Below are 20,604 nucleotides of genomic sequence, written 5' to 3'. Positions count from 1 at the left end.
TGCCCTCAGGCCCGGCCCGTGAACAGGTCGTTGCGGTCCTCACGGGCACCGGCTCGTCGTCCCCGACCCCATCCGACGACGGCGCGGTAGCGCCCGAGCGCACCGGACTCCGTGAGCGCATCGACGTCCCGGTGTGGCGAATCCTCGCTCACCGCAGCCGAATAGGGTGCGACCTAGAGAGCGTCGGCGGGGCAGTTGACCTCGCACATGAAGCAGGTCTGGCAGTCCTCCTGGTGCGCGACAACGGGAAGCCCGTCGGGTGCACGCTCGAAGACGTCGGTCGGGCACACCGCGATGCAGATGTCGCACGAGATGCACCGCTCCGCGACGATCACCTCGATCATCGGTTCGCTCCTCGTCGCACGAGGTGTCCTTCGGCACGGACGTCCACGCGGTCCAGACCGCTCGTCACGAGGCGGTACTGCAGGTCGGGGTCGGTGTCCGGGTGGTCGGTGCGCACGTGCATGCCCCTCGTCTCCGTACGCGCGAGGGCGGTGCGGCTCACCCACCGGGCGACGGCGAGGAGCGCGGCACCGGACCGGGCTCGTACCAGCTCCCGCCCTCGTCCGCCGAGCACGACGGGCGCCGCGGTCCACGCGTCGTCGAGTGCGGCGATGCTGTCCTCGAGACTGCGGGCCGTCCGCCGGAAACTACGTCGGAGCGGGAGCGTGTGCTCCTGCACCAGGCCGATGATCGCGCGGGTCGCGGCGCGGTCCGGGTCACCCTCGAGGCCGACCCCGCCGATCGGTCTCGCCACGTCCGGGACACCGCGGTTCCGGGCGAACTCTGCGGCGGCCGCCCCGGACCACGAACCCGACGACATCGCCCAGGCCCCGTTGTGACTGCCTCCACCGCTGCGGCCCCCGGTGATCAGCTCGCGCGTGGCGACGTCGCCGGCGGCGAACAGACCAGGGACCGTCGTGCTGCAGTCCGTCCCGGTGATCCGTAGGCCACCGGTACCGCGCACCGTTCCCTCGAGGACCGCCCGCACCGGGTACATCTCGGTGAACGGGTCGATCCCGGCCTTGTCCAGAGGCAGGAAGTAGTTGGGCTGGGAACGACGCATCGCTTCGCGGTGGTCGGGATGTGCCCGGTCGAGACGGGCGTGGACGGGGATACCGTCGAGCAGGTACCGCATGGCGGTCGCGCGGTCGTCGCCGAGCCGCACACGGGCGTCGTCGTAGAACGTCGCGAACTGCATGAACAGTCCCTTCGTGTGCCCACTCCAGGAAGGCGCGAGCGCGTAGGCCGAGGAGAACTCCATCCCGGAGAACTCGGCACCGGCCTCGGCGGCCATGAGGTGACCGTCGCCGGTGTCGACGTCGGTCCCGAAGCTGCCGGAGAGGAAGGCACAGCCTCCCGTGGCGAGGACGACCGCACCGGCACGCGCCGTCCACGGCTCATACCCCTGCCGGCGGTGGACACCGGTCGCGCCGGCCACCGCACCGTCGGTGTCGACGAGCAGCTGCAGGGCGGGCGACTGATCCAGGATGCGCACGCCGGCGCGGTGGACGAGGCGGCGCATCCGCCGCATGTACTCGGGTCCCTGCAAGCTGCTGCCCCGGCGACGTCCGGTCTCCGGGTCCACGCCGAAGGGATAACGGCCGTGGACGGCGAGGTCGTCGACGCGTCGATAGGTCTCGTCGAGCACCCGGTGCATCCAGGCGGGATCGGAGAGCAGTCCCCCTTCGATGTGGCGGCGGTCGACGGCCGCGGCGCGCTCGGGTCCGGGCGGCAGGTACCAGAGGTTGTTGCCGCCGGACGCGGTCGGGCCGCTCGTCCCGCAGTAGCCCTTGTCGGCGAGGACCACGCGACTCCCGGCCCGGGCGGCCGCGAGCGCCGCCCAGGTACCGGCCGGTCCCCCGCCGAGCACGAGGACGTCGGTGTCGATCTCCGTCCCGTCGCTGACGGTCATATCGACACGCGGATCGCGTAGTCCGCCACGGCATCTGCGGTGCATTCGGCCACCCCGGCCGATATGGCGACGATCTCCACGAACGGATCTGCCGACTGTACTGCGGGGATGCGGGCCGGCAGCGTCCGGACGAGACGGATGATGGCGTCGATCATGCGTCGATGGTCGACCATCTCCGGACGGATCGACACGGTTTCGCTCGCCGGGATCGGAACACTCCGGCGGGCCGTCGGCGGCCGAGAACCGTGCGCTCGCGCGGGCCGCCGGCGACCGCGCACCGTGCGCTCCGGCGAGCTGTCGCTCGTGCGACCGAGCGGAGGAATGCCTGTCGGTACCGGCGACTAGTCTTTCTCTCGGCTCGACCGCACAGAGAAGGGGGTCCGATCATGGCCGACGCGCAGACCCGGTTCGACCAGGACGTCGATGCGGCCTGGCGCGAGTTCCGCACGCGCCTGGCCGACCATGTCGCGGCCATGAGCGACGGCGACGGCCTGGTCCTCGAACCCTTCACCGACGAGGCCGGCGGCCCGGCGGGGCCGTGCGTGCAGTTCTACGCGTGGGGAGACCGGCTCGTCCGCTGCGAGGTCCCGTCCAACGCCCACCTCGCCCCCGACCGGCACCTCACGCCGGTCGACGAGCAGATGCTCCTCGAACTCGGGCTGAAGGCGCCCTCCCGCGGACCGGACGATCCGGAGGACGACGGATCCCCGGCGTTCTGGATCGATCGTCCGGGCAGCTGGGCCGATCAGCTCGCCGTCATCGCCGTGCGTGCCCTGCGCTCGGTGTGGGGCGTTCCCCATCCCCTCTTCCTGCGGGCCGAGACATTCGGGACGGAGCGCTCGGTCGCCGAGCTCACCTCGTTCCTCGTGCCCGAGACGCCGCAGGCCGGTCGCACGCAGGCCCCGGAGGTGCCGCTCGCGGTCGTCCCCAGCGGCGACGACCACGTGCGCGAACTGATCGAATCCACCCTGCACGAGCGGATCGACGATCTGCCCGCCTGGGACGAGGACGGCGATCTCGTCCTGCGGATCGCCGGGGTCCTGGTGTTCGTCGGTGTCGGCCCCGGAGGCGGCACCGTCGACCTGTTCGCACCGATCGTCCATTCCATCACCGGACGCACGCGGGCCGCCGAGATCTGCGTCGACCTCAACCGCCGGTGGCCGCACCTGAAGTTCGTGCTGGTCGACGACCGCCTCGCGATCGTCGACCACGTTCCGGCCGCGCCGTTCGCTCCGGCGCACCTGCTCGGATCGCTCGAGACCATCACTCGGTTCCTCGACACCGTCGACAGTTCGTTCGCCACCCATATCGGTGGCTCGCTGCTGCGCGATCAGGGATTCGACGGGGCGACGGGTGGTGCGGCCGATCCGCCCTGGGGCGACGTCTCGCAGTTACCCGACGCCGAGGACGATCTGCCGGTGGCCCTGCTCGCGGTGCGCGACTTCCATCTCGACGGCGCGACCGATGTCGCCGCGAGCACCGTCGCGGCGATCGGCGATCGCAATCCCGAACAGTTGCGGCGGTTCCTCACCATCAGCACCGAACTGCAGGTGTGGTGGGACGGCGAGTCGCAGACCCGCGAGGCGGCGCTCAACACCGACGGTGCTCGCGAGGCACGGGCGCGGGCACTCGAATGGGAGGCGACGAGCCGCTCGCTCGCGGAGGCCCTGCAGTTCCTCGAACAGGGCGAGGGCACCGATTCGGCCGGCTCACGCGCGTCGAAGCCGAGCGCCGGCCGTGAGTCGGCGCCCGAGCAGCCCGCACTGTTCGACAACCCCGACGAACCGACCCTCTTCGACGGCTTCGGCGATTACTCCTGAGCCGATCCCGCCCGGGACACGGCGCGACGGAGCGCGTCGACAGCGGCGTTGTCGAAGCCGACGAGTACGACGGTCTCCACGCCCGTCTGTGTCTCCCGGATGGTGGTGACGGCCTGCAGGGCGGCGTCGTCGAGCGGCCAGCCGTAGACGCCGGCCGAGACGAGCGGGAACGACACCGTACGGGCACCGAGATCGTGCGCGACGAGCAGACTGTTGTGGTACGCCGAACGCAGGATCCCGGATCGGTCCTCGTGCGCCGACCACACCGGGCCCACGGTGTGGATCACCCATCGCGCCGGGAGACGCCCCGCGGTTGTCGCCACTGCACGGCCCGGTTCGAGTCCGTCGGGTAGCGAGGTCGCGCGGAGTTCGCGGCAGGCCGCGAGGATCTCCGGGCCTCCGGCCCGGTGGATCGCACCGTCCACTCCCCCGCCACCGAGCAGGGAGGAGTTCGCGGCGTTGACGATCGCATCCACCGCGATGGTGGTGATGTCGCCGTGCGCGATGTCGAGAGCGGTCACCCTGTCGACCCTATGTTCCGCACGCTGCCCCCGAGTCGTTTTGCTGGCATGATTCAGGACCGTGACGTCCTCGGCGAAGCTGCGCGAACTGGCCGGAAAGCACGGCATCACCACCACCTACACGGGATGGGGGGGACGCGACCACGATGTCTCCGACGAGACATTGCGGCGCGTACTCGCCGCGCTCGACGTCCCGGCCGGGACGGACGACGAGGTCGTGGCATCGCTCGCCGACTTCGACGACCGCCCGTGGCGCTGTATGCTCCCGCCCGCGCTCGTGGTCGTCGAGGGCGACGACCGGACGTTCCCGGTACATGTGCCGCACGGCGACCCGGTGTCGGTGTGGGTCGTCGCCGAGGACGGGGCGGAGGTCGATGTCGAGCAACTCGACGTGTGGGTGGACCCGCGTACGGTCGACGGCCGGCTCGTGGGCCGCGCGACCTTCGCCGTTCCGCGGCTGTCCCTCGGCTGGCATGTCGTGCACGCCCGCAGCAACGACATCGAGGCCACCGCGGTCCTGGTCGTGACCCCGCGCCGGTTGTCGACCGCCGACCGACTGCTCGAGAAGAAGCGCTGGGGCCTTGCGGCCCAGATCTATTCGGTGCGCAGCCGCAGGTCGTGGGGCATCGGTGATTTCGCCGACCTGGCCGATCTGGCGGCGATCACGGCCGGTTACGGCGGCGACTTCGTCCTGATCAACCCCGTGCACGCGGCCGAGCCCGTGCCCCCGCACGAACCGTCGCCCTATCTGCCGTCGTCGCGGCGTTTCGTCGACCCGCTGTACCTGCGGATCGAGGATATCCCGGAGGTGGCCTACCTCCCCGCGAAACACCGCAAGGAACTCGACGAGCACGCGCAGCGCGCGGCGAAGGCGAACCGGAAGGCGCGGCGTCTCGACCGGGACGCGACCTTCCGCGCGAAACTCGACGTCCTCGAGCGCGTGTACCGGGTGCCGCTCGGCCCGGCCCGCCGCGCACGGTACGAGGCGTTCTGCGCCGAGGGCGGGCAGGCGCTCGACGACTTCGCGCTGTGGTGCGCGCTGTACGAGAAGTTCGGCGACCGCGCCGACCGGTGGGCGTCACGCGCTCCGAGCCCCGACGACCCGAAGGTCACCCGGTTGCGCGAGCGACTGGCCTCGCGGATCGACTTCCACCGCCGGCTGCAGTGGTTGTGCGACGAGCAGCTCGCGAACGCTCAGACTGCTTCGCTTGCAGCAGGTTCCGATATCGGAATCCTGCACGACCTCGCAGTGGGTGTCGGTCCGCACGGCGCCGACGCCTGGACGCTGGGCGACGCGCTGGCGTCGGGCGTCACGGTGGGCGCCCCCGCCGACGACTTCAACCGCAACGGCCAGAACTGGAATCAGCCGCCGTGGCGGCCGGATCGTCTCGCGGAGCTGGGATACATCCCCTTCCGCGATGTGGTGCGCTCGGCGTTGCGGCACGCGGGTGGTGTCCGGGCCGATCACATCCTGGGACTGTTCCGCACCTGGTGGGTACCGGAGGGGATGTCGCCCGCCGACGGCGCGTACGTCCGCAGCGACCACGAGGCACTCGTCGGCATCCTGGCGCTCGAGGCGCATCGCGCCGGCGCCGTGGTCGTTGGTGAGGACCTCGGGGTCTTCGAGGAGTGGGTGCAGGAGTATCTCGCCGAGCGGGGGATCGCCGGGACGTCGATCCTGTGGTTCGAACGCGACGAGGACTCTCCACGCGGGCCGGAAACCTACCGCACCCTGTGCCTGACCTCGGTGACCACACACGACCTCGCGCCCACCGCGGGATACCTTGCGGGCGACCACATCCGGCTGCGGTCGGAGCTCGGCCTGCTCGAAGGCGACCTCGACGCCGAACTCACCGATGCGGAGGCCGAACGCGACTCGGTTCTGGCGCTCGCGGTCGAACGGGGTCTGCTCGACGAAGGCGAGACCGACGTCGATCGCCAGGTCGAGGCGCTGCACCGGCTGATCGCGGCGAGTCCGTCTGCGCTGCTGGGCGTTTCGCTGGCAGATGTGACCGGCGAGCGTCGCAGCCAGAACCAGCCGGGCACCGTCGACGAGTATCCGAACTGGCGGGTTCCGCTCGCCGATGCCCGCGGCAAGGTCGTGCTCGTCGAGGATCTCGTCGACCACGACGGATTCGCGCGACTGGCCCGGGCGGTCTCCGGAGACACCTCACCGGTGGAGTGACACCACACGAACACTGCGGCCGCCGATCCGGATGCCGGATCGGCGGCCGCTGCTCGGGTACGCGCCCCTAGCCTGGAGATTTCCTCTCATGCGGGCTGAGCCCGGCGTGTAAAGCACGGAAGTGCCTGTCCGGTAGTGGATTCTTGGCTTGTCGAAGGTCAAGTATCCGTCATCGAGAGAGGCACTCCGCAGGTGAAGCCTAACCCGTACCCAGCTCTGGTTCTCGATCCTCGCCGCGAGTCGCTGATTTCCTCGTCCGGGGCACTGCTGCTGCGCGAGACGGTCAGGGTCTGTGGCGTCGATCGGGCACTGTCGACGGCGTTGACACCGTGGCGGGCGCCGCGATCACGTCATGACCCGGGCAAGGTGCTGATCGACCTGGCCATGGCGATCGCGCTCGGTGGTGACTGCGCCGCCGACCTCGCGGTGGTGCGCGCCCAACCCGAACTGTTCGGACCGGTCGCCTCCGATCCGACGGTGTCCCGGCTGGTCACCGGCCTTGCCGCAGAAATCGAGATGGTGCTGCCCGCGATCCGGGCTGCTCGTGCATCGGCTCGAGCGGCGGCGTGGGATCGCCGCCGACCACTGGCCGGCACCGCGGGCAACCGTGACGGTGGTCAGGTGATCGTCGATCTGGACTCGACACTGGTGACCGCGCACTCGGACAAGGAACTCGCCGAGCCGACCTACAAGCGCACGTTCGGGTTCTCGCCGATGTGCGTGTTCGTCGACCATGGCGAACACGGCACCGGCGAACCGCTGGTCCTGGATCTGCGGCCGGGCAAGGCTTCCCCATTCGACAAGGAGGACCACATCACCGCCCTCGACCACGCCCTCGATCAGCTGCCTGCATCGGAGCGTGGGCAGGTGTTGGTACGTACCGATTCCGGCGGGTGCTCCAAAGCGTTCCTGCATCACATCACCGACCTCGGGCTCGAGTATTCGATCGGGTTCCCCGCGCACGAGACGGTGAAGACGGCGATCGAGGCAATCCCTGTTCAGGCGTGGCGGGCGGCGGTCGACGGCGAGGGTGAACCTCGTGACGGCGCCCAGGTCGCGGAGCTGACCGCGTGGATGCCGGAACCGACCCGGGTCACCAGGCCCGGGCCGAAGGACTGGCCCGCCGGGATGCGGGTGATCGTCCGACGTGAGCGTCCGCATCCCGGCGCGCAGTTGCGGTTGACCGATGCCGACGGGTGGCGGATCACCTGTTTCGCGACCAACACCCGCGGTCCCGGCTGGACCCTGCCGGTCCTCGAGGTCCGGCACAGGCAACGGGCCCGAGCCGAGGACCGTATCCGCGGGTTGAAGGACACCGGCATGCGGAACCTGCCGTTTCACGGGTTCGCCCAGAATCAGATCTGGCTCGAAATCGTCTCCCTCGCAGCCGAATTACTGGCCTGGACTCAGACTCTTGCTTGGGGTGAGCGTGCACCGGTCCGCCGGTGGGAACCCAAACGGCTGCGCCTGCGGATCCTCACTGTCGCCGGCCGCATCATCAACACCGGCAGGAGACGATTGCTGCGACTGCCGAAGGGTTGGCCCTACAACCACCTCATTGACGCCGCCTGGACCACATTGCGCACCGCCTGAGCATTCACCTCGAACCGACGAGCAATCATGGAGAACCGGCGAACGCAGCGCCGGCGATCCCTCATGCCTTCATCCGACAACGCAGCCACCTACGACTTATCCGCAGGTCAGCCTAGCCAGACGAAAGTTTGAGGCTAGGGCATCACTTCGCGTACAGGGCGTCGATCTCGTGGGCGAAATGCTCGGTGACGACGTTGCGCTTGATCTTCAGCGTCGGCGTGAGCTCGCCGGACTCCTCGGTGAGATCGCGGTCGAGAATGGCGAACTTCTTGATCGCCTCGCTGTGCGAGACGAGGGTGTTGGCGTCGTCCACGATGGTCTGCATCGCGTCCCGCAGCGTGGCGTCGTGGCGCAGGTCCGCGATCGTCGCACCGGTGGGCTTGCCGTTCTCGTTCTTCCAGTTCTCGAAGACGTCCGGATCGACGGTCACCAGAGCGGTGACGAAGCTGCGTCCGTCGCCGACGACGACGGCCTGGGAGACGAGGGTGTGCGACCGCATGCGGTCCTCGAGCGGCCCGGGTGAGACGTTCTTGCCGCCGGCGGTGATGATGAGGTCCTTCTTGCGCCCGGTGATGGACAGGTAGCCGTCCTCGTCGAGCGAGCCGAGGTCGCCGGTGCGGAACCAGCCGTCGTGGAAGGCACCGGCAGTGGCCTCGTCGTTGCGCCAGTAGCCGTCGAAGACGACCATGCCGCGCAGCTCGATCTCGCCGTCATCCGCGATGCGCGCCGAGTTCCCGCCCATGGGACGCCCGACGGTGCCGATCTTCTGCGCGCCGGGCGTGTTCACGCTGTGTGCGGCCGTGGTCTCGGTGAGGCCGTAGCCCTCGTAGATCGGCACGCCGACGCCGCGGAAGAAGTGACCGAGACGGGCACTCAGGGCACCGCCGCCGGAGATCGCGTACCAGCACTCGTTGCCCATGGCCTCGCGCAGCTTGGAGTAGACCAGCTTGTCGGCGAGGGCGCGCTTGGCCTTCAACGTGAAGGTGGGGCCGCCGTGGTCGAGCGATTCGCTGTAGGCGATGGCGGTGCGCTCGGCGAAATCGAAGATCGCCGCTTTGACCGGTCCGCCGGCCGCCGCCTTGCCCGCTGCCGCGTCACGCACCTTCTCGAAGACGCGCGGCACACCGAGGATGATGTTCGGCGAGTACCGGGCAAACTGCGCGGAGACGGTCGAGAAGTCCGCCCAGTGAGCCTGCGCCGTGCCTGCTTCGAAGAGCGCGAGCGACACCGCGCGCGCCAGCACGTGCGCGAGGGGCAGGAAGGTCAGGCCGCGGTTGCCGGGCTTGGCGACGATACCGATGTCCGAGGTGAGGATGGACCGGACCTCGGCGAGGAAGTTGCGGTGGGTGAGCATGCAGCCCTTGGGTCGCCCGGTGGTTCCCGAGGTGTAGACGAGGGAAGCCAGGCCGCCGGAACGGATTCCGGCCAGACGCGTGGTGATCTCGGCGTCGTCGACCTCGGCACCATCGGCCGCGAGCGTGTTCACCGCGCCGTCCTCGATCTGCAGGATGCGACGGAGGGTGTCGGGCATGTCGACGAAGAGCTTCTCGTGCCGCGCGGTTTCGACGACGGCGAGGACGGCCCCGGAGTCCTGGAGGATCCAGCGAATCTGCTCGGTGGACGAGGAGTCGTAGATCGGTACCGACACCGCGCCGGCCGTCCAGATCGCGTAGTCGAACAGCGACCACTCGTAGCGGGTGGCCGAGAGCAGCGCGACACGATCGCCGGGCTGCACACCGTTGGCGATCAGGCCCTTTGCGACGGCCTTCACTTGGTCGGCGAACTGCTGCGCAGTGACCGCGACCCAGTCGTCACCCTGCGGCCGGGAGTACATCACGCGGTGCGGAGTCTTCTCCGCATGGGTGAACACCGTGTGGACGACCGATTCGTCGTCACCAATGGTGAACGGGGCCGGGGTCGAGTACTCACGCACTGCAATCTCCATCGTTCTGGTCGGGAGTCCGGTCGTCGGAATCGATTCCTGCGCGGAAGCGGCGCAGGAGATCCACGAAGCGTTCGAGTTCGTTCTCGTCCCAGCCCTCGAGGCCGGCGCGGACGTCGTCGAGACGACGCACGACCGCACCTTCGAGAACTGTCGCTCCGTGGTCGGTGAGCCGGAGCGGATGTCCGGCACGTGCCGGACCCGTCCCCGCCTCGACCCAGCCCGCATCGACGGCGTGACGCAGCTGGCGCGACACGGTCGAGCGGTGGACACCGAAGACCTCGGATATGTCGGTGGCGCGGCAGCCCGGATTTCGGGAGATGAAGCCGAGAAGCGAATGCTGGACCAGCGAGAGTCCGCTGTCCTGCGTTCGTGCTCCGGACGTCAGGAAGCGCACGAGAAGCACGAACTCCTCGTATACGCGGGCAACGCCGTCCGCAGACGGCCGCCGGGCCTGCCGATTGTGTTGCACAGGGCAACTATAAACGCGAGTGAGGCACGGCACGAATCCGCGCGGTGTCCTGCCGATTTCCGGCCTGCCTCTCCACAGCCCGTGCGCGCACCCGGTGAACTCGTCCGCCCCGCTCGGCGTTCACCGGGCTAGCCTGTCTGTCCGTACGGCGTCAGCACTCGGGAGAAGAGGTCGGATGGGCGAACACATCGGTCGCGACCTGTTCCGTCATCTCGTCGCCGACGAAGCGGACGAGTACCTCGCGGTGATGGACTGCTTCACCGACCTCCTGCTCGCCGATCTGTCCGCCGACGATATCGCGGTCTCGTGTGCGCGGCGCGGGGTGGCGCTCGACATCGCGGTCGTCGATGCCCGGTGCCGCAGCCTGGTCCGGTGGGGCAATCTCGCACTCACCAGCGGCGGAACCGACGGTGGCGGCTCCCACCGGCGGAGCGCTCCCGAGACCGCCTCGACCGAGGTCCGTGCCCGATACCGGCCGACACCGGCCGGGCTGCGGGTGCACCGCGAGACCGGCAGGCTTCTCTCCACCTCCGACGACGTGCGCGGCGTGGCACGCGTGTCGCTCCGTTGTGTCGCGGACGGGCTCGCCCGCATCGAGGAGCTGCTGGTGGACGACGGGAACGTGCCCGATCGGGACGAGCTGGCCGCCCACGTCACCGCCCTGTTCGCGCACCACCGGATGTTCACCGACAGCGTCGCCGATTTCTATTCGCACCTCGCCGAGATCCTGAGCCGTCTCGAGCACTCCGGCCGTCCCGAACACTCATCCGATCGCGAACGCGCCGGGGCGGTCGACGATTACGCGGAGACCAAGAACCTGCTCCTCGACTACGTCGACGTCATCGGTTCGGACGTCGAGCGCCTCGCCCCTCTCGTCGCCGGCAGGCTCGACCGGATCAGGCCGCGTCTGGACTCCCTGCTCGCCGCGTTGCGCGAGTCCGGCCTGCCGAACACCGTGCCCGGGTCCCCCGGTCGCCGTCGCACCGACTGGGACGAACTGGCGCAGTGGTACGCCGAGGACGCCGGCCCGCGCCGCATGCGCGAGGCAGCGGCGGAGGCGCTGAACCGGCTGCTCGTGCGCACTCGGCGGATCACGGCGAGCACACCGGGCTTCTCGCACCGCGCAGATCTCCTGCGCCTGGCCCGGTGGTTCACCGAGTCCTCCGACGAGCAGGGCCACCGGTTGTTCGCCGCGACCTTCGGTGCCTTCCCGAGCCGGCACCTGCTGCTCGGCCCCGACGAGACCGACCCGCGAGTGGGTGCAGGCACGTCGTGGTGGCGGGCCGATCCCGTCGTCGTGCCCGTGTCGTTGCGCGAACGCGGCGACCACACGTCCCTCGGGGCCGTCGGCCGACTCCCCGATTCGATGCCCGGCCGGGTCCGGGCCGACGAACTCGCCCGGCGAGAGTCGCGCCGCCGCTCCGACGCCGTCGCCGAACTGAGTGCGGCGGGCGACCTGCACGGAGCGGACCTGTCGGCGGAGGCGCGCGACGTCCTGCTCGACGTCCTCGCCGCCGCGCTCGCGGGCCACCTCACCACCGACGGTCCGGTGCAGGTGGACGATCCCGACCTCGGGTTGTCGCTGACGGCGGAGCCCGGCGCCGACACCGTGGTGCACTCCCCCGACGGCGATCTCACCGTGCACGGTTTCCGGCTGCGCACGTCGGTCACGGCATCGCTCGATCACAGTGCGGCGGCGCCATGAGCACCTCGCACGCGAGCACGGTGTCCGGGGACGTCTCCGGTCGGCGGGACGCGGCGCGGGCGCTGCTGCAACAGCCGATCGTCACCGCCGCGAGCGAACGGGAGACCTTCGACCTCGTTCGGCGCCACACCCCGGCCCTGAAGTCGATGTTCGCCGACCGCCTCGGATACCGGCTCGTCGTCGAACCGACCTTCGCCCGTCTGATCAAGGCACCGCTCGGGCCCACCTCACCGCACCGGGCGCTCCGCCACGCCGACGGCACCGAGTTCGGCGCGATCACCTACGCGTGTCTCGCGCTGGTGTGCGCGGCACTGCTCGAACCCGGGACCGGCGAGAGGGTGTCCGTCGACGACCTGCTCGAGCAGGTGCGCGCCGATGCGCGCGAGAACGGGATCGTGTTCGGCGACCCGGTGTCCGAGGAGCGGAACCTCGCTGCGGCCCTGCGCGTCCTCGAGGAATGGGGCGTGATCGCCGAGTCCGGTCACGGGGACGAGGTGAGCGGCGACGAGGTGAGGGGCGACGGGCCGCATCTCGACGTCCACCGCGACCTGCTCTCCCAGCTGCCCGACACTCCCCTCCATGGGATGCCCGGTCCCGCAGCGGCACTCACACGTCACGAGCACGAACCCGCCGCTCTCCGCCTGTACCGCAGGCTCGTCGAGGACCCGTTCGTCGCGCGCGACGAACTGGACGACGAGTCGGCGACGATCCTCGCCCGCGACCGGCACGAGCTCGCCCGGATGCTGGAGAACGACTTCGGCCTCGTGCTCGAGGTGCGTGCCGAGGGCGCGCTCGCGTACGACCCGGCCGGCGTGCTCACCGACGAGGCGTTCCCGGGGTCGGGCACCCTGAAGCACGCCAGCCTGCTGCTCCTGGCCGAACTCACCGAACGGTTCGGCGACTCCGCGGCGACCACATTGCACGTCGACGCGCACACCCTCGACTCGGTTCTCGCCGATCTCGCCGCCGCGCGTTCCCGCACCTGGAAGAGCATCTACGTCCGCGATTTCGCGCTCCTGCGCCGGGACGTCGTCGCCCTGCTCTTCCGGCTCGGGCTGGCGCGACCGCACGAGAACGGACTCGAACTGACCGCACCCGCCGCCCGCTACCGCCCCGTCCCCGCCGAAAGCAAGTGTCGATGACCCACTCGTCCGACCCGTCCGCCCTCGACGAGAACCCTCCACCCCGTTTCCCGGATCGCTGGCGTCTCCACCGCGCCGGCATCGTGAACGTGTGGCACTACCTGGACGTCGAGTTCGTCCTGTCCGGTGGGCGGATGATCCTGCGCGGCACCAACGGATCTGGGAAGTCCCGCGCCCTCGAGATGTTGCTGCCCTTCCTGCTCGACGCCGACCGCAGGCGCATGGACGCGACGGGCGCCGCGAAGGTCGATCTCGACGAACTCATGCGTACCGGGGCCTCGGACACCACCGACCGTGTCGGTTATCTCTGGCTCGAACTGGCGCGCACCAGCGGACATCTCACCGTCGGGGCGCAGGTCCGGCACCGCGCCGACGCCCGTCGCAGCGACGTGCACTTCTTCACGACACCTTTGCGTGTCGGCACCGAGTTGCACCTCATCGATGACGCCCGCATCCCGCTCTCGCGGGAGCGACTCGCCGAACTCGTCGGTGCCGACAACCTCACCCGTGATCCGGAGCGGCATCGCGAGACAGTGCGGAAGTCGGTGTTCGGCCTGCACGCGCAGACGGGACGCGAACGCTACGACGGCCTGCTGCAACTGCTGCACACCCTGCGCTCACCCGATGTCGGCCACCGCATCGACGAGGGACGCCTCCCTCAGATCCTGTCGGATGCGCTGCCACCGCTGACGGAGAACATGCTCGCCGAAGCGGGAGGTCGCCTCGACCTGCTCGGTGACACCCGCCAGGAACAGGTCCGTCTCGAAGCGGCGCACGCACACGTGCTGCGGTTCCACGAGGTGTACCGGCAGTACGCTGCGGATCTGCTGCGCGCCGGCGCCGAGACCGCGCGCGACCTCGCGCAGCGGGTCGTCGAGACGCGACGCGCACTCACCGTCGCGGAAGCCGAGGCGGCCGACCTCGACGCGCAGGCCGCCGCCGCGGACACCCGCCTGAAGGAGCGCCGCGACCAGGTCGCCGAACTCGACCGCGCGATCCGCGGACTCGAGACCCACGAGATGTTCCGGTCCGCGGACGATCTCGCGCAGCGCCAGCTCGCCGTCGATGCGCTCCGCCGCGCCGCCGAGCACGCAACCGCCGCCGCCGATCGCAGCCGCATGCAGGAACGGCGCCACACCGACCACGCGGCCCGCCTCCTCGACGAACTGACCTTCTCGGTCACGCGTGCCGCGAGACGGCTTGCGACGGTAGGTCGCGACCTGCTGACGGTGGGTCTTCCGCACGACACCGCGCCGACCACGCTGCACTTCTCCGCCGACCGTCCACCCGCTGTGCTCGAGCCCGTGCGCACCGGCATCGACGACACCACCGAGCAGGTGGTGCGGCCGGTGGTCGCGACGGTCTCCCTCGACGCCGGGCACGTCGACGAGGTCCGGGACGCGATCCTGCGTGCCGCCGAGGCGACCCGTCGCCGGCGCGACCAGGCGGGTCGGCGACTGCTCGAGGCACGTCGACTCGACGCCGCCGCGCATGCGGTCCGGGAAGCCGAGGCGGCGGCCGACCGCGCGGCCCGCGACGCCGAGCAGCGTGCCGTCGAGGCCGCCGAGACGGATGCCGGTGTCGGTGCGGCCGCCGCCGGTCTGCAGCACCGGTGGCGCGAGTGGATCACCGCCGACCGCACGACGGCTCTGCTGCCGGAACTCGATCGGGATCGGGTCATCCTGATGCGCCGACTGTCCACGCGACTCGACGCACTGATCGACTCGTCCCCCACCGACACCGGCGACACGGACTCCGAGGACATCGACCTCGATTCGGCACTCGCAGAGCTGGATTCGCTGCCCACGACCGCCGCTCGGTCCGCCCTGAGCGACCTCGCCGGCGCCCCGGCCGAGCGCGAGCGCCGCGAACGTGAGGCGCGGACCGCGCGCGAGGACCTCGTCCGCGAACAGGCGGCACTCGACGCGATCGGCGAGGGACCGGAACAGGCGCCCTGGCACGTGCGCACCGACGGTGTCCCACTGTGGCGGGCGGTCGAGTTCGTCGACACCCTCGGGGACGACGATCGCGCCGGAATCGAGGCGGCGTTGCTCTCCGCGGGTTTCCTCACCGCCACGGTCGACGGCGAGGGCCGCTTGCGTGCGCTCGGCGGCCAGGTCCTCGTCTCGCCGCGCGGTGAACCACCGGCGCAGCCCCTGTCGACGGTCCTGCGTCCCGACCCCGAGGCCGACGTACCGCGCCCGGCGATCGAGGCGGTCCTCAACACGATCGGATTCGAGGACGCCACCGCGGTGGCCTCGGTCTCACGGGACGGCCGCTGGCACAACGGAGTTCTGCGCGGGCGCCACACCGCCGAGGCCCCGCGCAGCATCGGCAGTCCTGCCCGGGAGGCCGCAACCGCGGCACGTCGGGTGCGTCTCGACGAGATCCGCGCCGAACTCATCCGGATCGACCTGGCGGTGGAACAGCTGCGCGTCGACTATCCCGACGCGGCGCACCGGCGGGCGAAGATCGACGCGCACCTGTCGACCGCGCCGACCTCACACGCTCTGCGCGCCGCGCTCGAACGACGTCGGCACGCGTACGCGCACGTGCGGTCCGCGGCGAACACCGCGGTGGAACTGCGCGAGCGGGCGACGACGCTGCGTGCTCGCTGGACCGCCGAGCTCGACGCACACCGCACAGCGTGCGAGTACTTCGGCGTGCCCGGCGATGTTCCGGAACTCGAGGCGCTGGTCGCCGGATGCGCCTCCGCAGAGACACTGTGCACCGAGCTGGCACGCGATCTCGGTGACGTCCTTGCTGCCCACGTCCGGTTCACGGATGCCGCCGAACGGTGCGTGCAGGCCACCGCCGAGCGGATCGACTCGGAGGAGATCGCCGAATCGTGCCGCTACGAATGGCACGCGAAGGCCGCGGTGGTCGCTGCCCAGACCGCCGCTGTCGACGTCGACGCCGCCGACCTGGCGCAGGAACTGCGTGACTCGGAGGCCGAACGGGCACGCGCCGACGAACAGTTCCGGCGCACGGTCGCCCATCGCGACCATCTCGGCCGTGCCGTCGCCGAGGTGCTGCAGCGATGTGCTGCCGCACGCGAACGGCTCGACCGCGACCGTCGCGAACTCGCCGCGGCCGCCGAACTGCTCGCCGCTCACCTGCAGCTGCCCGAACTACGCGGCGCACTCGAGGAGGATCCGGAGTCGGACTCCGCCTCTGCCCGGACGGTTCTGCCTCCCGTCCACCTCGAGGATCCGGATCACGTGCTCTCCGTGGCCCGCACCCTGCTGGCCACGTTGCCGCCACGCACGGGAGTCGACGAGAACGCGATGCTCGTCGCGCTGCAACAGTTCGACCGCGACCTCACGGCCCGGTTCGACATCGAGCACACGGTGACGCACGGCGCCCATCGCGTCCGGATCGCCGGGGCGGGTGACGACACCACGCCCGCGGGTCTCTCAGCCACCCTGACCCGGCAGGTCGAGGACGGCCGGCGGGCACTGTCGCAACGCGAACACGACGTGTTCACGGGATTCGTGCTCGGCGGTGTGGCCGACGAACTGCGCCGGCGGATCGAGCGGGCACGACAGGTGATCGCCGCGATGAACGACAGTCTCGCCGACAGCCGCACGACGCACGGGATCGGCGTGAGGATCGAGTGGCGCCCCGGTGGCGAGGACGCCGACGCGGCGCGGCTGACGCAGCTGCTCACCGCCACCGAGCGGTCACCCGAGGATGCGTCCGAACTGGTCGGGATGCTGCGGCGCCGGGTGGAATCCGCCCACACCGCCGATCCGTCCGCCGGCTACGCGCAGCACCTGTCGCGGGCACTGGACTACCGGCGCTGGCACGAGGTCGAGGTGACCATCCTCGGCCCCGAACCGGACCGGGAGAGGCGGATCTCCGCGCGCGCCAAGATATCCCAGGGTGAGACCCGATTCGTGTCGTACGTGGCGCTGTTCGCGGCGGCGGACGGCTATCTCTCGGGCCTACCCGACACCGGCACCGCACTGCGGCTCGTGCTGCTCGACGACGCGTTCGCCAAGATCGACGACCCGACGATCGGTGAACTCATGGGTCTGCTCGTACGGCAGGATATCGACTTCGTCATGACCGGGCACGCACTGTGGGGTTGTGTGCCGGAGGTGCCCGAGCTCGACGTCTACGAGGTCCGGCGACTCGCCGACGGCGCGGCCGTGACGACCCGCGTGCACTGGGACGGGCGCGTCCGGCAACTCCGACCGCTCACCGAGCTGCAGACATGACAGTGGTGGGAGCGATACGTATCGCTCCCACCACTGTCGGTCCTTCGAAACCTGCCCGGATCAGGACACGCGGCGCAGCAGCGCGGCGAGTGCCTGTCCGCCACCGATGCACATGGTGACGACGCCGAGTTCGAGATCGCGACGGATCAGGTCCTTGGCGACGCGCAGCGTCAGGATCGCGCCGGTCGCGCCGACCGGGTGGCCCAGGGCGATGGCACCGCCGTAGGGGTTGGTCTTCTCCGGGTCGAGCTTGGCGTCGCGCGCCACCGCCACGGCCTGCGAGGCGAAGGCCTCGTTGAGCTCGACGGTGTCGATGTCGGCCGGGGTCAGGCCGTTCTGCTCGAACAGCTTCACCAGGGCGAGGGTCGGGGCGTAGCCCATCAGCTCGGGCTCCATCGCCGAGGTGACGACCGACTCGAGCACGACAGAGGCACCGAGACCGCGTTCACGGGCGACCGACTCGCGGGCCAGGACGAGCGCGGCAGCGCCGTCGTTGATCCCGGAGGCATTACCGGCGGTGACGGTGCCGTCCTTGATGAACGCCGAGCGCAGCTTGCCGAGCACCTCGAGGGTGGTGTCGGGCTTGGGGTGCTCGTCCTCGGTGACGGTGACGGGCTTGCGGCCACCGATCTCGACCGGGGTGATCTCCTCGGCGAAGGCGGCCTTCGCGGCGTCGGTGGCGGCGCGGCGCTGCGATTCGAGGGCGAACTCGTCCTGCTGCTCGCGGCTGACGCCGTACTCGCGGGCGACGTTCTCGGCCGTGACGCCCATGTGCAGTCCGCTGAACGGATCGGTGAGCATGCCGACGGTGCCGTCGACGAGCTCGCGGTTGCCGAGCTTGTAACCGTTGCGGGCACCGAAGTCGTAGAACGGCATGCGCGACATGCTCTCGTCGCCACCGGCGACGGTGATCTCCGCGGCACCCCAACGGATCTCCTGGGCTGCGGACCACACGGCCTGCAGACCCGAGCCGCACAGGCGGTTGACGGTGAGGGCCGGGGTGGAGACGGGAAGTCCGGCGGCGAGGGTGACGCGACGGGCGTTGTAGGCGTCGGCACCGACCTGGCCGATGCAACCCATGACAACCTCGTCGATGTCCTCACCTGCGACACCCGCGCGCTGCAGCGCCTCGCGGACCGCGGTGGCGCCGAGTTCGTGCGCGGGTACGTCCTTGAGTGCGCCGCCGAAGCTGCCGACGGGGGTGCGTGCGCCGTCGACGATGACGATGCGTTCCGGAGCGGTCATTTCTCGTCCAATCTGGTCGAACACCTGGGGTCCACGCGCCGGCACCGCCGAGCGCACAGATCTTCGGGAAGGCGTCCTCCCGAAGCGTCTGACTCGATGCTACGGCACCGAGTGCCGCACTTGCGAAGGTCCGAACACGAGTTGCAGGAACGGGAACGGGAACGCCACTCTGCAATACGGACTACGTTATTTTCACTCGTCGTCGACGGTGAACGGAGGACCCTCCGCGAGCCGTTCCGCAGCCGCCGGTGTGCCCAGTTCACGGCGGTGGCAAGGGTGCTCCACGTAGAACTCGAGGAAACGGTACAAGTGCACCGGATCGACGGCCAGATGCCGTGAGTCCACCTCGATCCGGGGCTCGGACGGCAGGCGCGCGAAGGGGAACACCCGACTCGTGCGCCGACGCGCCCACGCCGCCGACCCGTGCCCCTCGATCCAGATTTCCGGGAACCCCCGGTCGACCGCACGAAGACCCCGCACCGACACCCACGGCAGATAGGACTCCACGAACCAGCCGCGCAGCCTGATCCCGTCCGGCCCGAGAACCAGCGAACCGGCCCGGATGCGCCCGAGTGCCACCTCCACGAGGAAGGCCAGACACACCCCGGCGACGAGCGCCAGCACCAGCGCCACGAGAGGTAGACCCTCGTTCCCGACCACGATCTCCACGGCTGCGCCGAGCGAGAGGAACGTCCCGCACAGCACCATCGCGAGCAGCAGACCGAAGACGGGGCGACGGCCCGCGATCTCGGTACTGCCGCGATCGGCCGTCTCGACGTACCGGAACCGCGGTGTGCGGCTCGGAGGCCACGACGACGGTCGCCGGGCCCCAGATCCGGCAGGCCACCAGAAGGTGGCGCCGAAGGCCGCCGTCAGTAGCATCAGCACCGCCAGGATCGAATAGAAGCGGTCGGCGCCCACCGAATCGGTGCCCCACGCGCTCGCTCCGCGGGCCGCGGCGAAAATCGCCACGAGCACCGCCGCACCGGCCGCTGCGTACACGTGCAGATTGCGCGTGCCGTGCTGCCATTCGCTCGGCGGTTCGATGTGGGATGTCGGTTCGGTACCGGAAGTCGGTTCGGTACCGGAAGTCGGTTCGGTACCGGAAGTCGGTTCGGTACCGGAAGTCGCAGCCTCCGTGCCGCGCCCACCCCACGGGACAACAGGTCGTCGCATCGGTCTCCCCTCCAGGTGTACCGAGGAGCCCCGACGTCCTCGGCCCTGCCGGTCGGCCGGAACGCTACCTCGAGCGGCGGACCCGATGCGGACCCTTCGGGCGCGGCGTCACCGACGGACACACGAGTTGGCACCGGTCGGTGTGACAATTAACATACCCCCGGCCATCAGGGTGTTGAACCAGGTCACGGCCGTTTACGAAGGAACAGGACGCGCATGGGAGAATCTCGCGAGAATTTTTCCCTACGTGTCGGTAACACCTATAGGTGTGAGCACGACACAATCTGTGACGATTCAGACGAGACCGGAGGAGTCTGCATGACTGTCCAGCTTGATTCGCCTGGCCTTGCGTCCGTCGGCGAAGCTTCGTCGGCCGAGGCAGAGCTCGGGGAGCTGTTCGAGCAGATCAAGGAGCTCGACGCTCAGCTGCTCGCGGTGATCAAGCGGCGTTCGGAGCTCGTTCAGCGCGCCGGAGCATCCGCGAAGGGCACCGACGCGAGCCGCGAAGCACAGGCCGAGGAAATGGCCGTCATGGGACGCTTCGCCGAACTCGGCACCGACGGCAGCACGCTCGCGATGACGCTGCTGCGCCTCGGCCGCACCCGCAAGGCCTGAGACCTACCACCGACGGCCCCCGCACCACATGGTGCGGGGGCCGTCGCCGT

The 20,604-nt window shown here is 70.0% G+C and carries 14 protein-coding genes and 1 pseudogene; 7 read left to right on the top strand and 8 right to left on the bottom strand.

Annotated features, from left to right (window positions below; translation table 11 throughout):
* Window positions 1-5: 5 nt before the first annotated feature.
* The 3 genes and pseudogenes from BO226_RS28540 to BO226_RS04145 all read right to left on the bottom strand — a co-directional run bounded on the left by BO226_RS28540 (window position 6) and on the right by BO226_RS04145 (window position 2,070).
* Window positions 6-344, bottom strand: a pseudogene (locus BO226_RS28540) (4Fe-4S dicluster domain-containing protein).
* Window positions 341-1,915 carry an FAD-dependent oxidoreductase gene (locus tag BO226_RS04150; RefSeq protein ID WP_006552902.1) on the bottom strand — a complete coding sequence of 525 codons (1,575 nt, stop codon included), beginning with the start codon at window positions 1,913-1,915 and terminating at the stop codon, window positions 341-343. Before BO226_RS04150 ends, BO226_RS28540 begins: the two are co-directional and overlap by 4 nt.
* Window positions 1,912-2,070, bottom strand: coding sequence for a hypothetical protein (locus tag BO226_RS04145; RefSeq protein ID WP_019288929.1), 159 nt, complete (start codon window positions 2,068-2,070; stop codon window positions 1,912-1,914). The genes BO226_RS04150 and BO226_RS04145 overlap by 4 nt, the downstream gene beginning before the upstream one ends.
* Before the next feature lie 231 nt (window positions 2,071-2,301).
* On the opposite strand from BO226_RS04145, the gene BO226_RS04140 reads away from it, so the two are divergent.
* Window positions 2,302-3,735 (top strand): T3SS (YopN, CesT) and YbjN peptide-binding chaperone 1, encoded by a 1,434-nt coding sequence (locus BO226_RS04140; protein ID WP_006552899.1) that lies wholly within the window; start codon window positions 2,302-2,304, stop codon window positions 3,733-3,735.
* Here BO226_RS04140 and BO226_RS04135 read toward each other — a convergent pair.
* The gene (locus BO226_RS04135; RefSeq protein ID WP_006552898.1) at window positions 3,726-4,256 is read right to left on the bottom strand and encodes an O-acetyl-ADP-ribose deacetylase; all 531 of its coding nucleotides are present in this window, start codon (window positions 4,254-4,256) and stop codon (window positions 3,726-3,728) included. The genes BO226_RS04140 and BO226_RS04135 overlap by 10 nt on opposite strands.
* 61 nt (window positions 4,257-4,317) lie before the next feature.
* On the opposite strand from BO226_RS04135, the gene malQ reads away from it, so the two are divergent.
* Both malQ and BO226_RS04125 read left to right on the top strand, forming a co-directional pair.
* Window positions 4,318-6,441 (top strand): 4-alpha-glucanotransferase, encoded by a 2,124-nt coding sequence (malQ, locus tag BO226_RS04130; protein ID WP_071934672.1) that lies wholly within the window; start codon window positions 4,318-4,320, stop codon window positions 6,439-6,441.
* A 192-nt stretch (window positions 6,442-6,633) separates the two neighbouring features.
* Window positions 6,634-8,034, top strand: coding sequence for an IS1380 family transposase (locus BO226_RS04125; protein WP_071934671.1), 1,401 nt, complete (start codon window positions 6,634-6,636; stop codon window positions 8,032-8,034).
* A gap of 142 nt (window positions 8,035-8,176) precedes the next feature.
* Here BO226_RS04125 and BO226_RS04120 read toward each other — a convergent pair whose 3' ends face one another.
* The gene (locus BO226_RS04120) at window positions 8,177-9,967 is read right to left on the bottom strand and encodes an AMP-dependent synthetase/ligase (RefSeq protein WP_071934670.1); all 1,791 of its coding nucleotides are present in this window, start codon (window positions 9,965-9,967) and stop codon (window positions 8,177-8,179) included.
* Window positions 9,960-10,448 (bottom strand): MarR family winged helix-turn-helix transcriptional regulator, encoded by a 489-nt coding sequence (locus BO226_RS04115; protein ID WP_016694262.1) that lies wholly within the window; start codon window positions 10,446-10,448, stop codon window positions 9,960-9,962. Before BO226_RS04115 ends, BO226_RS04120 begins: the two co-directional genes overlap by 8 nt.
* A gap of 175 nt (window positions 10,449-10,623) precedes the next feature.
* Here BO226_RS04115 and BO226_RS04110 point away from each other — a divergent pair, with 175 nt between their 5' ends.
* From BO226_RS04110 to BO226_RS04100, 3 genes are read left to right on the top strand one after another with little or no spacing between them, the layout of a single operon-like run.
* Window positions 10,624-12,153 (top strand): DUF2397 domain-containing protein, encoded by a 1,530-nt coding sequence (locus tag BO226_RS04110; RefSeq protein WP_071934669.1) that lies wholly within the window; start codon window positions 10,624-10,626, stop codon window positions 12,151-12,153.
* Window positions 12,150-13,295: a TIGR02678 family protein gene (locus BO226_RS04105; protein WP_071934668.1), complete on the top strand. Its 1,146-nt coding sequence runs from the start codon at window positions 12,150-12,152 to the stop codon at window positions 13,293-13,295. Before BO226_RS04110 ends, BO226_RS04105 begins: the two co-directional genes overlap by 4 nt.
* On the top strand, window positions 13,292-17,518 hold the full coding sequence (locus tag BO226_RS04100) for a TIGR02680 family protein (protein ID WP_071934667.1): 4,227 nt from the start codon (window positions 13,292-13,294) through the stop codon (window positions 17,516-17,518). The genes BO226_RS04105 and BO226_RS04100 overlap by 4 nt, the downstream gene beginning before the upstream one ends.
* 60 nt (window positions 17,519-17,578) lie before the next feature.
* Here BO226_RS04100 and BO226_RS04095 read toward each other — a convergent pair whose 3' ends face one another.
* Together BO226_RS04095 and BO226_RS04090 are read right to left on the bottom strand one after the other, a co-directional pair.
* Window positions 17,579-18,763 carry a thiolase family protein gene (locus tag BO226_RS04095; RefSeq protein ID WP_006552890.1) on the bottom strand — a complete coding sequence of 395 codons (1,185 nt, stop codon included), beginning with the start codon at window positions 18,761-18,763 and terminating at the stop codon, window positions 17,579-17,581.
* A gap of 192 nt (window positions 18,764-18,955) precedes the next feature.
* Window positions 18,956-19,939 (bottom strand): hypothetical protein, encoded by a 984-nt coding sequence (locus BO226_RS04090; RefSeq protein WP_083543578.1) that lies wholly within the window; start codon window positions 19,937-19,939, stop codon window positions 18,956-18,958.
* Between the two features lie 318 nt (window positions 19,940-20,257).
* On the opposite strand from BO226_RS04090, the gene BO226_RS04085 reads away from it, so the two are divergent.
* A complete protein-coding gene (locus tag BO226_RS04085; RefSeq protein ID WP_019288919.1) occupies window positions 20,258-20,554 on the top strand; it encodes a chorismate mutase in 297 nt (98 codons plus the stop codon).
* Window positions 20,555-20,604: the final 50 nt, after the last annotated feature.

The sequence above is a fragment of the Rhodococcus sp. 2G genome, from assembly GCF_001886355.1.
In the GTDB taxonomy this organism is placed as follows: domain Bacteria; phylum Actinomycetota; class Actinomycetes; order Mycobacteriales; family Mycobacteriaceae; genus Rhodococcus; species Rhodococcus pyridinivorans.
The sequence above is the reverse complement of the archived record's forward strand: the minus strand, read 5'-3'. Positions and strand labels throughout refer to the sequence as shown.

Excerpts from the sequence above, each read along its gene's own strand:
- BO226_RS04150 (WP_006552902.1), bottom strand. The coding sequence starts at position 1,915 with ATGACCGTCAGCGACGGGACGGAGATCGACACCGACGTCCTCGTGCTC.
- BO226_RS04145 (WP_019288929.1), bottom strand. The coding sequence starts at position 2,070 with ATGATCGACGCCATCATCCGTCTCGTCCGGACGCTGCCGGCCCGCATC.
- BO226_RS04140 (WP_006552899.1), top strand. The coding sequence starts at position 2,302 with ATGGCCGACGCGCAGACCCGGTTCGACCAGGACGTCGATGCGGCCTGG.
- BO226_RS04110 (WP_071934669.1), top strand. The coding sequence starts at position 10,624 with ATGGGCGAACACATCGGTCGCGACCTGTTCCGTCATCTCGTCGCCGAC.
- BO226_RS04105 (WP_071934668.1), top strand. The coding sequence starts at position 12,150 with ATGAGCACCTCGCACGCGAGCACGGTGTCCGGGGACGTCTCCGGTCGG.
- BO226_RS04100 (WP_071934667.1), top strand. The coding sequence starts at position 13,292 with ATGACCCACTCGTCCGACCCGTCCGCCCTCGACGAGAACCCTCCACCC.
- BO226_RS04095 (WP_006552890.1), bottom strand. The coding sequence starts at position 18,763 with ATGACCGCTCCGGAACGCATCGTCATCGTCGACGGCGCACGCACCCCC.
- BO226_RS04090 (WP_083543578.1), bottom strand. The coding sequence starts at position 19,939 with ATGCGACGACCTGTTGTCCCGTGGGGTGGGCGCGGCACGGAGGCTGCG.
- BO226_RS04085 (WP_019288919.1), top strand. The coding sequence starts at position 20,258 with ATGACTGTCCAGCTTGATTCGCCTGGCCTTGCGTCCGTCGGCGAAGCT.